Origin of the sequence: Actinomyces massiliensis 4401292, from assembly GCF_000269805.1 — a bacterium.
Classification (GTDB): Bacteria; Actinomycetota; Actinomycetes; order Actinomycetales; family Actinomycetaceae; genus Actinomyces; species Actinomyces massiliensis.
The window spans coordinates 262,406-276,186 of sequence record NZ_JH711482.1; the positions used below are offsets into that span (position 1 = coordinate 262,406).

The window sequence follows — 13,781 nt, forward strand, 5'->3', positions numbered from 1 at the left end:
GCGCAGTCGTCCGGCCAGGACGGGACGCCTTATGCCTCAGGGCGTCTCAGAATGATCGAGCTCAGTCAGCTCCGAGTTGCGGATGCCCCGCGACATGAGGATCGCCACCATGGCGATCAATGCCACCACGGTGAGGTAGACGGCTGGAGCCAGTGACGAGCCGGTTGTTTTAATGAGCCATGTCACAATGACGGGCGTTGTCCCGCCTAGGAGCGCATTGGCTCCGTTGAAGGAGAGAGCGAACCCGGAGTAGCGGACGTTGGTCGGGAAGGACTCGGCCAGGAATGTGGCCAGGGTGCCGTCATTGGCGGTCAGAACGATCGCGAAGATGATCTGGCACAGGATCACCACTGAGAGCATTCCAGTCGCTTTGGTCATTGCGATGAACAGCGGGATGGACAGCACGATGAAGGCGATGCATGCGGCAATGAGCATCCGGCGCCTTCCGAAAGAATCGGAGAGGTGGCCCATGGCGAAGATCGAGACGATATAGACCACGAGCATGATGGAGGTCGCCAGGGTGGCAGTCTCCTCCTTGAAGTGAAGCTCTTCCTTGACGTAGGTGGGCATGTAGCTGAGGAGCATGTAGAAGGCCACGGCGTTGAGGCAGGAGACGCCGAAGGTAATGAGCGTCTCGCGCCAGTGGTAGCGGAATAGCAGGATAAGCGGTTCGATCCAGCTCGTTGCTCTGGGATCCTGGGGCATTTCCGCGCGCATCGCCTGGTAGGCGGGAGAGTCTTCCAAATGGACTCGGATGTAGCGGCCGATCAGTCCCAACGGCCCGGCCAGGAGGAACGGGATGCGCCAGCCCCACTGGCTCATTGCGTTGGATTCCTCGCCGCCCAGAACGAAGAGCATGCCCGAGACCATGAGCGACCCAGCAAGGAGACCGCAGGCCGTGGAGGCCGGGACGAGGCAGGTATAGATGCCTCTCCGCGCGGGAGGTGCGTATTCAGCCAGGAAGGTGCCGGCGCCGGCGTACTCGCCGGAGGCCGAGAAGCCCTGGATCATGCGCAGAATAAGTAAACCGATAGCGCTCCACATCCCAATCTGGGCGTAGGGCGGAAGAAAGCCGATGAAACAAGTCGATCCCGACATGATCAGGATAGACCATGACAGTGCCCATCGGCGCCCAAGACGGTCTCCCAATAGGCCCCAGACCACGGCGCCGATGGGCCGCAGAATGAAGGACATGGCGAATACCAGGAAGGAATATAGAAGCTGAGCGTATCTATCGGATTCAGGAAAGAATACGCTGCCGATCACACCTGCAAGATAACCGTAGGAAGCATAATCGAACCACTCGATGAAATTGCCGATGAAACTCGCCGTGGCAGCACGCCTCAGTGCCTGTGTCCGCTCAGGATCCTTATGATGCTCGGTTGTGCTTCCGTAATGGACGGTGTTCATTGCCTTCAACTCCGGACGTGAGTGTTGAGGTTCTGCGAGTGCTTCTGGTTTATGCAGTCGATGGTGCTGCCTGCCTGCGGATGCAGAACGGATCAACCGCAGGCAGGCGGATCGGTCTTCAATCGGGCGGTGAGGGTCCTTGGTTGCGAGTTCCAGGATAGTTGTTGCCAGCCCGCCCCGCCTCCGATCACGAGCATCCCTCCGAGGATCCCAAGCTGAGCGGCTCGTGCTACAGTCGGGTGCGTTGGAACAGCCCGACCATTCGAGTTGCGACCACGATGATGACAAAACCGATCATGGTGACGGACATGCGCCCGAAGACCAGGAAAGCTCCGATAAACCAGCTTGCCGGCTTCGCCAAGCCCGTTGGTGGAATGAGGCATCCTTATCGGAGCCTCGCTACATCGTGAATCTGCCTCGAATGGCATCAGTTATCCCGGACACGATGGAATCGGCGAGTATAGCCCCTTTCTCCGCGCTTGCAGCCTTTGCGGATGAGAGGCAGCCCGACTCTGGAGTGAGGGTCGGGTCCACTGGCAGCAGGTCATAAGGGGGCAGGGCGGCGGCCGGCAGGTCCATGACGCGGTCCATGTGCACCAGGTCTGGGAAGTACTCGAGCATCAGTGAGGTTTCCATGACTCCGCCGTGCTCGACATCCCATCCTGGAAAGCCATCGGGGTAGAGACCGGAGATGACTTCCTCGGTCACGAAGTCCCAGTAGGACAGGAGCATGACGTCGGGGATGCTCTGACCCCTCAAGTCGCGCAGAGCCAGATCCACGCCCTCGTAAATGAATTGGTAGTTCTCATAGTGGCCGTTGATGAACGCGATTCGCTTGAGCCCATGCCGTGCGAACTCCCGCACGAAGGTGCGGCAGATGCCGATGACGGTGGCGGCGTCGAAGCCGAAAGAACCGATGATGTGATTGCCTCCGCCGGAGCGCTGCTGCGACTTGTATCCGGTAGTGATGGTCGGCCCCACCAGAGCATTAATATTCTCGGCGACGAGTTCGGCCATCTTCGTTGACAGCATCATGTCCACGCCCAGGGGCATGTGCGGGCCGTGCTGCTCAATGGCGCCCACCGGAATGAGCATGACCGGATCGTCCTGTATAATCTTGCGGTAGGTGAAGGCGTCCAGGCGGGTGATATTGCGCTCATGAGTCATTGGTGGTGTCCTTCGTTATTGTGTTTCTGCATGCTGCCCGTCTGATTATGATGTAACTATCAGATTCTCTGCCTTCTCCTTTTCCGGATCTGGTTCTCCTTCCTTGGGCGTGTGAACCGGTTTCTCCCTGGTTGAGAAGTACACCTGAGAAACACCGCCGCTGATGATGAGTACGCCACCCAGCATCTGCATGCCGGAGAGGGGCTCGTGGAAGAAGGCGAGACCCAACAGTGAGGCCATGATGGTCTCCTGATAAGAGATAGTCGCCAGTTCCCCAGCAAGGAGGATCTTGCTCGCCAGAGTGAGGAAGTAGAAGGCGCCGAATCCGGTCACCAGGGCCGCGATGATAAGTACCGTCCAGGTTCGGGCGTCCATGCTGAAAAGGTCCCAATCGGCGGTCACCGTGTTTCCGGATTTATCGACCTTCGTAGTCGGCACTCCGTCAACCTTCTCGCGGACCACGTAGGTGAGCTTCGACCAACGGGTGGCGACCATGATCCCGATGGTCATCACGGCGAAGAGGAAGTTGTACCAGGCCCGTACGTTGGAGTCGCAGTCCGTACGGTAGCGTGAAGCGAAGAGATAGAGGCCGTAGGCCACGCCCGAGGCCAGTCCGATCATGTTTCCGAAGGCGTACTTGGGATCGAGATCGAGCTTGAACCCCTCATCCGAGATGATCTGAACGATCAGCAGAGTTCCTACCACGACTGCTGCCAGGGAGCCGATCATGGCCGGCTTGAACGGCTCTTTGAGGAATATTGTGGCCAGGATGGTCGAGTACACCGGGCCGGTGTAGATGAGGAAGGATGCGTTGGCGAGGGTGGTGTACTGGGTGGAGATGACATAGAGGGCCGAGAGAAGCCCCAAGAATAGTCCTGAGAAGAAGATGGAGGGAGTGAACTTAGTGGATTTTACTTTCGCAAACCCTCCGACGAAGAGGAAGAAAAGTGTCATGCCGATCAAGCCGCTGAAGCTGCGGAAGAAGGAGATGAAATCGCCGGGAGCATCGATATAGCGCGCAAAAGCCCCAATCCCGCCCATGAGGCTCGACGATAGAAACATAAGCCCAAATCCTTTGAGCTTCACGCGACCTGATGTATCCAACTTCCGCTCCTTTGCGGTAGGTTCATTTTCTATGTGGGGTGATTCTCATGCGGATCACGAGAATCATGCATGACAGATGTGATAGGCGCGCTCGCACTGAAAGCGAGGCGGCGGCTGTGCGCAGAGAATCAAAAAATGTGAGGGGATGCCGTGCGTCATTCCGGCACCATCCGAGTCGCGTTCGACGCGAAAAAATTTAGTGAGATTGAAACTAGGTGGGGGCGGTGGCCCGGTTATGGAGCCGCCGCCCCCACCAGCTCTCTGAGAATTAGACCTCAGACAAGTGTCGGGTCGTCAACCTGGTTGGGGAAGTAATCCTCACAGGTGCCCTCGCGGAAGACATCTGCGGTGGCGCAGTGCAGGCCTCCGCCGAAGGCATAGGCGTCGCGGAAGGGCACAGGAATGACGTTCATTCCCAGCTTGTCCATCTGCTCCATCTGGTGGACCTCACTGGCCTCGACGCATACGGTCTTGTGGTCGATCACCAGACAGTTCATGGACAGCCACACCGAGGAGTAGCACAGCGGCGGCGGTGTGGTGTGGGCCGGAGGCGCAGCGTCAACGATCTGCCAGTCGTTGGCCTCGAAGATCTTGCGCTGCTCCTCGGGCAGGCGGCGGTGCGGGTTGTTGATGATCAGACCCGGACGCAGCGGCACGAAGGTCGCATCGATGTGGATCGGATAGGGGTCGCCCGGGAAGTTCACGGCGTGGACGCGGAACTCGGGGTAGTACCGCTTGAACCACTCCATGGCCTTCCGGTTGGTGGTCAGACCGTGCTGGATGAACAGGTCCTTGCCGACGCGCATGACGTCGGCGGCATCCCACATGGGCTCAACCTCGGTGGTCACGAAGTCCTTGGCCGCAGTCCGCTCCAGGCGCTCCTCAATGGAGATTCTCTCGTCGTAGTAGTTGTGCTTGTACGACTTGTCGGTCAGGCGCGGGCGCGGGGCCTGCGTCCACTTGAACTCCGGGTCCTCTTCGAAGTACTCGTTCATGAGCGGCCAGTAGGCGAGGTACTCGAAGTAGCGGCAGCGGAAGGAGTTTGCCGATGACATGATCTCGTCACCGATGGTCAGCAGGATGTCTCGCGGAGGCATCTGGGTGAATCCGGACTCCGTGCGGAAGTCAGGGGTCTGGATCGCCTGGTTCCACTGCAGCGGTGTGGGCCGGTCGACCTTGACGCCCAGACCCTCAAGAATCTTGACGTAGTTGTCGAGCTGCTCGTTGGCCGCCTCTACGGTGGCGGTGGGGCGTGGGCCCCACATGCCGCGCATTTCGGAGTCGATCGGCACCTTCTCCGAGGTGGCGGGCTCCTCGGGCGGGATCACCGAGAAGTCTGCGCGTCCTACGATGACGTGCTTGAGCGGGTCGAAGTCGTTCCATGAGTTGACGATCTTCGTCATGTGTGTGTCACTCCCTTGTGCGTTGTGAGTAGCCCGGTATGGGCGATGGATGTGCTGATGAAGCAGTGGAGGCGGCATGACTGCGCCGCCATGACATGGTGTGGTTGAACCACCTCCTAGAACGGGGCCGGCGCAGCCGTTCAGGCGCGCTTGAGTCTGTCGTCCACCGGTTCGGGTGATGATTGGGTGTTGTGAGGGTAGGTGCCGGTGGGGGTGATGATGGTTCCAGTGGTGCCGTTGAGGATGTCGGCGGCGTGGTGGAGGGGGCCGATGGCGGCGGTGTCGCCGGTGAGCTCGACGAAGCGGCAGGCGGCTTCGACTTTGGGGCCCATGGATCCGGAGGGTAGGTTGAGTTTGCGGAGAGTGGTGGGGGTGGCGCGGGAGATGTGTTGTTGTTGGGGGGTGTTGTAGTCGGTGTAGACGCCGTTGGTATCGGTCAGGATGAGCAGGGCGTCGGCTTCGAGGTGTTCGGCGAGGACGGCTGCGGTGAGGTCTTTGTCGATGACTGCTTCGATGCCTTGGAGTTTGCCGGTGTGGTTGCGGATGACGGGGATGCCGCCGCCGCCGGCGCAGATGACGATGGCTCCGGTCTGGAGCAGGGTGCGGATGAGTCGGGTTTCGATGACGCGTTGGGGGGTGGGTGAGCCGATGACGCGGCGGTAGTAGTCGCCGTCGGGTTTGACGGTCCAGCCGTATTGGGCGGCTAGGGTCTGGGCCTGGTCCTTGGAGTAGACCTCGCCGATGAATTTGGTGGGGTCGGTCAGGGCGGGGTCGCCGGCCAGGACCAGGGTTTGGTTGATCATGGAGGCGACGTGGCGTCCGGGGAGCGCGTTCTGCATGGCTTGGAGGAGCCAATAGCCGATCATGCCCTGGGTTTGAGCACCGAGGGTGTCGAAGGGGTAGGGGGTGGTCAGGCGTTCGTCGTTGGCCGATTGCAGGGCGAGGACTCCGATTTGGGGCCCGTTGCCGTGGGTGATGACCAGTTCGTGGTGCTCGGCCAGGGCGGCGAGCTGGATCGCGGCGGAGTGGACGTTGGCGATCTGGGTGGAGGCGTTGGGGGTTTGGTTGCGTTCGAGGAGGGCGTTGCCTCCGAGGGCGACGACGATTCTCATGGCTGGTTCGCCTCCTTGGTTTCGTTGGTGGTGGGGGTGGCGAGGGTGGCGACCATGACGGCTTTGATGGTGTGCATGCGGTTTTCGGCTTGGTCGAAGGCGGCGTTGAGGGGGGATTCGAAGACGTCGTCGGTGACTTCCAGGCCGTCCATGCCGGTTTTGGTGTAGATGTCTTGGCCTACGGTGGTGTTGCGGTCGTGGAAGGCGGGTAGGCAGTGCAGGAATTTCACGTTCGGGTTGCCGGTGGCGTGGACCAGGGCTTGGTTGATCTGGTAGGGGCGCAGCAGGTTGATGCGTTCGTCCCAGACTTCTTTGGGTTCGCCCATGGAGACCCAGACATCGGTGTACAGGAAATCGACGCCGGCCACGCCGGTGGTGGGGTCGTCGGTGATGGTGATGCGCGCTCCGCTGGTGGCGGCCAGGTCGTGGGCGGCGTCGATGATCTCGGTCTCGGGTTGTAGTTGGGTGGGGGCGACCATGCGCACGTCCATGCCCATCAGCGCCGCTGAGATCAGCAGTGAGTTGGCGACGTTGTTGCGGGCGTCTCCCAGGTAGGCGAAGGCGATCTGCTGGATCGGTTTGCCCGAGTGCTCGATCATGGTGAGTTGATCGGCCAGCATCTGGGTGGGGTGCCATTGATCGGTCAGGCCGTTCCATACTGGGACTCCGGACAGCTCGGCCAGGGTCTCGACATGTGCTTGTTCTTTGCCGCGGAACTCGATCCCGTCGTAGAACCGGCCCAGGACCCGGGCGGTGTCGGCTACTGATTCCTTATGGCCCATCTGCGAGCCTGACGGGTCCAGATACGTCACCCGTGCGCCTTGATCGTAGGCCGCGACTTCGAACGAGCACCGCGTGCGCGTGGAGGTCTTCTCAAAGATCAACGCGATGTTCTTGCCTACCAGCCGCTGCTCCTCACGACCAGCCTTCTTCGCCGCTTTCAACTCCGCCGCCAACTCAAGCAACGAACCCCACTCCACAGCAGTGAAATCCAACTCCTTAAGAAAATGACGCCCAAACAACAAAGAACCCATAACAACTCCTAAATAGTGGATCTGGTGCGGTGGATGACAGAGACGAATAGATGAGGTTGACGGTCACATGGTGAACATAGTGATCGCTTCTTGAAGAATGCGGTGATCTCTGAGGCACATGACCCTTCAGCCGCCGCCGAAGAGAATGCTCTCGTTGCGCTCGGGCGCCTCCCGGGTGAGCTTCGAGTGGAAGTCGTTGCTGAACAAAGATCGATCTTCGCCCTGATGTGCAAGTCGAAGAGCGTCGGCGCCAGCGCGGCGCAGGGCGGCCTGCTGGAGTTCCTCGATCGTGAAATCGATGGACATTGCCATGGCTCCCTTTCTGGCACAGCTCTGTGCCGTGAAATATGGAGGACAAGAGCGGTGCTGCGGATCACATCGCGCCTGACTGGTACGAGCGTACTACTTGAAGACAGTGCGGGGAAGCGGCTCTTGCGAACCCGGACAGCTTTGTTGTGATCCTCAGCCCCTGCGTGCAGTGAGGTGGTGAGGCGATCTTTGCTTTCTATTGGAATAATGCTGTTCCGGTGTGGTCGCATGAGGGCGGTGGGTAGTGGGATTATGTTCTATGGTTGTGCGATCTGACGACGCTGGCCCTGCTGGAGATGGTTGAGGTGGTACTGAGCGCTGGTGAGATCGAGCGGCTGTCGGCCGGGCCCCTCAACTAGATCTCCTAGGTCCTGCCGTATACCCGCAATGCACATCACGCGTTCGACATGGACGCCTGGAAGCTTGTTCATGGGCTCTCTTGTGTTTCTGCAAGTTATGTCTGTTGTGCGAGGGGCGGTCTTCAAGAGTCGTAGGGCGGGATACGCGGTTGGGCGCCCCCGGGGGTGCCTCGCAGTGAAGGCTGGAATTGGTGAGGGTTCTGGCCGTCAGCGGGGGCTGCTGCCTTCAAGGCCGGCTTCGTCCCTGATGATGAGGCCCTGACCCTCGTGATCGGTCTCGAACCCGCGTTGGCGGTGCAAGCCCTCGTCCATGACAAGGCCCAGACACCCTCGAGTGCCCCGCCCCAGCCCGGCCCCCCGGATGGCCCTGCTCTGGTGTCGGGACGGCGCATTGAGGGGGCCAGGTGTCCAAAACGGAGGAGATCAGCCCGGGCACCATGCAGCGCGACACCGAAAGCACACCGGAAACACAACGAAAACACCGGGTCATCGCACGGTTTCTTGAAGATACCCCAGGCCACCGAGACTTTAATCCCCTCCGTTTTGGACACATCCGGCCTGACAACCCCATCAACCGATCCCACCAGCACGCCGCCCCACCGAAACAACCGACACCTCACACGTAGAGGCCCACGAATAAGCCTCCTGATGTACGCCTGCTGATGCGGGCGGTAGGGAGGCGGCAATCCGATTGCACCAATGCGCTTTTGACGCGCCGCCGGTCCCAGCTCCGTGTATTTGTGTATTTATCTTGGATGACCGGTCGCCGAGTGCGGTACCGGCGGCCCTCGATCGTGTACATGCTTGTCGCCCTTGACGGACCTCGCTTTCCTCACCGGAACTCGCATCGAGAGAAGCTGAGCGAAGCCGAGAGAAGTATTCCGCAGCCGCGAGGGCTGCGGCCGTGCCCGTAGTCTGCCCGTAGACTGACGTCATGCGCGTTCTCTTCGCCGGCACTCCCGAGGTGGCCCTGCCGACTCTTCAGGCCCTCATGAATCATCCCGAGCACGAGCTCGTCGGCATCCTCACCCGCGCCGACGCCCGCAAGGGGCGCGGCCGCGCTCTCCACGCCTCGCCTGTGGCGGCCCTCGCTCGAGAGGCCGGTCTCGATGTGCATACGCCCGCCACCCTTAGAGATGAAAGCGCTCGTATCTGGGTGCGGACCTTGGATGCCGATGTCGCCGTCGTCGTCGCCTATGGGCGTCTCATTCCTGCCGCACTTCTAGATATTCCCAAGCACGGCTGGCTCAATCTCCATTTCTCGCTCCTGCCCGCATGGCGCGGTGCCGCCCCTGTTCAGCGCGCTCTTATCGCCGGCGATACCACCACGGGTGCCAGCGTTTTCCGCCTTGAGGAGGGAATGGACACCGGCCCGGTCTATGCGCGGCTGACCGAGGCGATCCGTCCCACTGATACGTCGGGCGAGCTTCTGACACGTCTTGCTGAAGCCGGTGCGCCTCTGGTTCTCGACGTTCTACGCACTTTGAATCGCGGCACGGCGGCTCCCGAGCCGCAAGCTGAAGAGGGCGTTACGGTAGCGCCCATGCTCACGTCCGCCGATGGTGAGATCCGCTGGTCTGATCCCGCGCCCGCCATCGACTGCCGTGTGCGCGGGGTGACTCCCGCCCCGGGCGCCCACACCTTCTACGACGGCGCCCGTCTGCGGCTCGGACCGGTCGCAGTTGTTCCCGAGGTCGCTGACCTTCTGCCGGGACGACTCAGGGTGAACAAGCATGACGTGCTCGTCGGTACTGGTGCCTGCGCTGTGCGACTGGGGCAGGTCGCTCCTGCGGGAAAGAAATGGATGGCCGCAGAGGCCTGGGCACGCGGCGCCCGCCTACCGGTCGGGGCTGTCCTGGGCGTGCAGGGGAGGGAACTGTGACGGGGCATGCGGAGCGCCGCGGGAGCGCGCGCCACGGAGGCGATGGGCGCTCCGACGGATCGGGCAACCGTTCCGGGGGTCATCGCGGACGACGAGGAGATGCCCACCGTCGGAATCGGCGGGGCGATGACCGCCGTCGTTTCCGAGAGCCCAAGGTCGATGACGCTCGGCTCATCAGCCTTCAGGTCCTCACAAAGGTGCGCGAGGACGACGCCTATGCCAACCTCGTGCTGCCCGGCCTTCTGGACAGGGCCGACCTGGGTCGGCGCGATGCCGGCTTCGCCACGACTCTGACCTACGGCACCCTGCGGCTGCAGGGTCGCTATGACGCGATCATCGCCCACTGCGTGGACCGGCCGCTGCGTCAGGTCGATGACGTCGTGCTCGACATCCTGAGGCTGGGAGCCCATCAGTTGCTCGGCATGCGTGTGCCGAGTCATGCCGCAGTCTCGTCGACGGTCGATCTGGCCGCCTGTGCTGCTGGGCGGGGCGCCGCAAACTTCGTCAATGCAGTCCTGCGACGCGTATCAGAACGCGACCTCGATGGCTGGCTGGCCATACTTCGGGCTGAGGCTCCCGATGCGACGACGGCGCTGGCCGCCATCGAGTCCCACCCGATATGGGTGGTCAAGGCCATGCGCCAGGCGCTGCTCGCCAACAACCGTTCCGAGGACGAACTGGGCCCACTGCTCCAGGCCGACAATGCTGAGCCCGAGGTCGTGCTGTGCGCCCGCCCCGGGATGGCCAGCCCCGAAGGCCTCGCGAAGGAGGCGGAGGCCGCCACTCGCCGAGAGCCGCGACCCGGGAATCTGAGTCCTTGTGCCGTCGTTCTGACCGGGGGAGACCCCGGTCGGATCCGTGCGGTGAGGGAGGCGCGCGCCGGGGTCGAGGATGAGGGCAGTCAGCTGGTCGCTCTCATGCTCGCCGATGCTCCCATCGAGGGGCGGGACGAGCGCTGGCTCGATCTGTGCGCCGGGCCGGGTGGTAAGGCCGCACTGCTCGGCGCTCGGGCGGTTCAGCGCGGTGCGCGACTGGTGGCCAATGAAGTCGCTCCGCATCGCGCTCGTCTGGTCGAGGCCTCGGTGCACGCCCTGCCCCCGGGGGCGGTTGAGGTCACCTGCAATGACGGTCGGGTCGTCGGCCGGGATGAACCGGGGCGCTATGACCGGATTCTCGTGGACGCCCCTTGCTCGGGACTCGGGTCATTGCGCCGTCGTCCCGAGGCCCGGTGGCGGCGCGAGCCCAAGGACGTCACCGAGCTCGCCGCTTTGCAGCGCGAGTTGCTGGCCAGCGCATTGGCTGCTGTACGTCCCGGAGGGGTAGTGGCGTACACGACCTGCTCGCCGCACGTGCTGGAGACCGAGTACGTTGTGCGCGACGTGATCAAGAGGCTCCAAGGGGACGGCGGACGGATTGAGATTCTTCATGCGGGTGATGTCGCCACCCGCATTGCGCCGCATCCACCCGCTGGGGCCGATCGGGAAATGCTTCAGCTGTGGCCGCACCTGGAATGCGCGGATGCCATGTTCTGCGCGCTGCTGAGACGGATCTCCTGAGTCCTGGGGCATAGCGAATGTCCTGCTAATCATGAGGAGAACAACATGACCAGTCCCGCCATCCACCCCTCCATCCTCAACGCCGATCAGGCGCACTTGGCCGAAGAGCTCGCACGTATCGCGGGGGCGGATGGCCTGCACGTCGATGTCATGGACAATCATTTTGTGCCCAACCAGTTCGGCGGGCCTTCTCTGGTCCAGACCGTTCTGGCGCATACAGAACTTCCAGTGGACGCCCACCTCATGATCGAACAGGCCGACCGCTGGGCGCCTCAATACGCTGAAATGGGGTGCGCGATCGTAACTGCCCATGTGGAGGCGACGGCAGCTCCCTTCCGTCTTGTCAATGAGCTGCACCGGCTCGGGGCCGGGGCCGGCCTTGCTCTGCGCCCGGCCACTCCGCTGTCGACGATCACCTCTGTCCTGGGACAGATCGACTTGCTGCTGCTCATGACCGTCGAGCCCGGCTTCGGCGGCCAGTCCTTCATCGAGGCGATGCTGCCCAAGATCGCCGAGGCGCGGCATCTTGTCAGTTCAGCGGGATTGGAGCTGCGCATCCAGGTCGATGGCGGGGTCACCGCGCAGACCATCGAGCGGGCTGCTGAGGCCGGAGCCGATGTCTTCGTCGCGGGTTCCGCCGTGTACAGGGCCGACGAGGCCCTGACCGCGATCACCGAACTGCGCGCGCGGGCCACTGCGGCCACTGCGCTCTCCTGCTGACCGCTGCCCAGCGCGGCGCGGGTCACGAGCGGTGGGGGTTCCGTGTCGCCCTCGGTCAGCCCCGGTCGGCCTCGGTCACCCGTGAGAGGATGCTGACGGAGACGGCGATGGTGACGGATTCGCTGGGTTCAGAAGCGCCTCGGCCTCGTCGTCGGTGAGGTCATAGCGGTAGAACAAGGTGTAGAAATCCTTGGTCTTGGCAACCATGTCGTAGTCGAAGGTCTCTGGGTAGAGGACGCTGCCGAGCCATTGAACGCCCAATAGCCGGTTGAGCCCCGGCGGGCGTCCGATCCAGTTGTAGGGGTCGCCGGCAACCGTGTAGTAGCGGTTGTTCTTCACAGCATCCAGTGAGGCCCACGAGGAGTCCTCCGCGACCGTCGAGCCGATCGAGTCCGGGCCGAAGATGATGGCATCCGGGTTCTTATCGAGCACGGTCGTCAACGAGACCGTGCCGCCGTCCTTCTGCTTCCTCTCAATGGAGTCCTCGCCCACGACCAGTCTGGCCCCGACCATGTCGAAGGTCTCGGCGTGAATGGAGCCGGCAACGATGGTGCTCAAGCCGTCCTTCTCCTCGCCGTAGTAGACATTCAGCTGCTGGTCCTCGGAGATGGTGGCGGCCTTGGTCTGCACGTCGCTGATCAGGTCGTCGGCGTAGGCGCCCAGTTGTTCGCCCAGGTCGGTCTTGCCGAGAGCCTGGCCGAGAAGGCGGAAGGCGTCGCCGGAGGTGCTCAGTGCGCCATCGATGAGGATGACCGGAATGCCGAGATCCTCCTGGAGAGAATCGAGCTTGCCCTTGTACTCCTCGTCCCATGGGCCGATGTCGACGATCACCTGGGGATTGGACGCCAGTACGGCCTCCTTGTCGAAATCGCCGGAATCCCCGTAGAGATTCCCGTACTCCGGCAGATCGCGGTACCCCGGGTCGATGTACTTGGTGGTGTCGTTGTCGGGCTTGGACGACCAGCCCACCAACTCGTCGGGCGCCATGGCGTACAGCATCATGTTGGCCAGCTGCCCTGCCGAGGCGACGCGGGTGATCTTCCGGGGCAGCTCGACCTGGCGACCGGTGGAGTCGGTGAAACTGACGGGGGCGGACTCAATCGATGTCGCCGTGCCGGTGGCTTCGGGGTCGACGTTTGCGGACTGGGCGCAGCCGGCCAGGGCCATCGCGACCACCGCCATCAGTGCGAGCAGCTTCCCCAACTTCTTCCGCAGCCTTGTGACAGTCGATGCGATCAATGCGGTGGTCGATCGATACGGTCCGGAATGCGGCGAATGCAGCGGCATGCTCACTCCTTCGTGTGTGGACGATGGGGCGCGGTCTCGATGGCCGGTACGGCGCTGGCCCTGTGCGATTGTGTGCGGCATCGGACACCTTCGAAGGCGGTGAGGAGACGAGAACGATCCCTGTGATCGCAGACATGCAGACACGTGATCCGTACCGTAGCAGGAGCTCGACGGTGGAATCGAACCCGGCTCGGGGCGGGCGAAAGAGGTCCTCAACAGTCCTCATCGCTCCCGGATGGTCCTGACGCGGTGGGGCGGTGCGGTCCGAGACCACGAGATGACGAGATGATCCGGGCGGCCCGGGATGACCTCCGTCTCTTCCCTGGAATGCGAGACGCGTGATGTCGGCACTCCTGAGCGTTGATGCTCGTCGTTTCCAATGTAACTGCTTGTCTTTGTGAGATCTTCACAATGCTGCAATGGTGCTTCGGCGTCATA

The 13,781-nt window shown here is 62.2% G+C and carries 11 protein-coding genes; 3 read left to right on the forward strand and 8 right to left on the reverse strand.

Annotated features, from left to right (window positions below; translation table 11 throughout):
* Positions 1–36 precede the first annotated feature (36 nt).
* The 7 genes from W5W_RS0109560 to W5W_RS0109595 all read right to left on the reverse strand — a co-directional run bounded on the left by W5W_RS0109560 (position 37) and on the right by W5W_RS0109595 (position 7,542).
* Entirely contained in the window at positions 37–1,410 is a 1,374-nt protein-coding gene (locus tag W5W_RS0109560) for an MFS transporter (protein WP_017195240.1), read from the reverse strand.
* 399 nt (positions 1,411–1,809) lie between these two features.
* The gene (locus W5W_RS0109570; protein ID WP_008731285.1) at positions 1,810–2,577 is read right to left on the reverse strand and encodes a creatininase; all 768 of its coding nucleotides are present in this window, start codon (positions 2,575–2,577) and stop codon (positions 1,810–1,812) included.
* Between the two features lie 45 nt (positions 2,578–2,622).
* Positions 2,623–3,681, reverse strand: a complete 1,059-nt coding sequence (locus W5W_RS0109575) for a DMT family transporter (protein WP_029574228.1) — start codon at positions 3,679–3,681, stop codon at positions 2,623–2,625.
* Positions 3,682–3,956: 275 nt separating this feature from the next.
* A complete protein-coding gene (locus tag W5W_RS0109580) occupies positions 3,957–5,084 on the reverse strand; it encodes a serine/threonine protein kinase (RefSeq protein WP_008731290.1) in 1,128 nt (375 codons plus the stop codon).
* Positions 5,085–5,224: 140 nt separating this feature from the next.
* Positions 5,225–6,196, reverse strand: a complete 972-nt coding sequence (locus W5W_RS0109585) for a carbamate kinase (RefSeq protein WP_017195243.1) — start codon at positions 6,194–6,196, stop codon at positions 5,225–5,227.
* Positions 6,193–7,230, reverse strand: a complete 1,038-nt coding sequence (gene argF, locus W5W_RS14890) for an ornithine carbamoyltransferase (protein WP_050980388.1) — start codon at positions 7,228–7,230, stop codon at positions 6,193–6,195. Before argF ends, W5W_RS0109585 begins: the two co-directional genes overlap by 4 nt.
* 126 nt (positions 7,231–7,356) lie before the next feature.
* A complete protein-coding gene (locus tag W5W_RS0109595; RefSeq protein ID WP_232611812.1) occupies positions 7,357–7,542 on the reverse strand; it encodes a hypothetical protein in 186 nt (61 codons plus the stop codon).
* 1,290 nt (positions 7,543–8,832) lie between these two features.
* Between W5W_RS0109595 and fmt the strand changes: the two genes are divergently transcribed.
* Genes fmt through rpe form a run of 3 tightly spaced genes read left to right on the forward strand, consistent with a single transcriptional unit; the run spans position 8,833 to position 12,056 of the window.
* Positions 8,833–9,780: a methionyl-tRNA formyltransferase gene (gene fmt / locus W5W_RS0109610; RefSeq protein WP_017195247.1), complete on the forward strand. Its 948-nt coding sequence runs from the start codon at positions 8,833–8,835 to the stop codon at positions 9,778–9,780.
* Entirely contained in the window at positions 9,777–11,336 is a 1,560-nt protein-coding gene (locus W5W_RS0109615; protein ID WP_017195248.1) for an RsmB/NOP family class I SAM-dependent RNA methyltransferase, read from the forward strand. The genes fmt and W5W_RS0109615 overlap by 4 nt, the downstream gene beginning before the upstream one ends.
* Positions 11,337–11,381: 45 nt before the next feature.
* Entirely contained in the window at positions 11,382–12,056 is a 675-nt protein-coding gene (gene rpe / locus W5W_RS0109620) for a ribulose-phosphate 3-epimerase (RefSeq protein WP_008732927.1), read from the forward strand.
* A 75-nt stretch (positions 12,057–12,131) separates the two neighbouring features.
* On the opposite strand, the gene W5W_RS0109625 is transcribed toward rpe, so the two are convergent.
* The gene (locus W5W_RS0109625) at positions 12,132–13,343 is read right to left on the reverse strand and encodes an ABC transporter substrate-binding protein (RefSeq protein WP_017195249.1); all 1,212 of its coding nucleotides are present in this window, start codon (positions 13,341–13,343) and stop codon (positions 12,132–12,134) included.
* Positions 13,344–13,781: the final 438 nt, after the last annotated feature.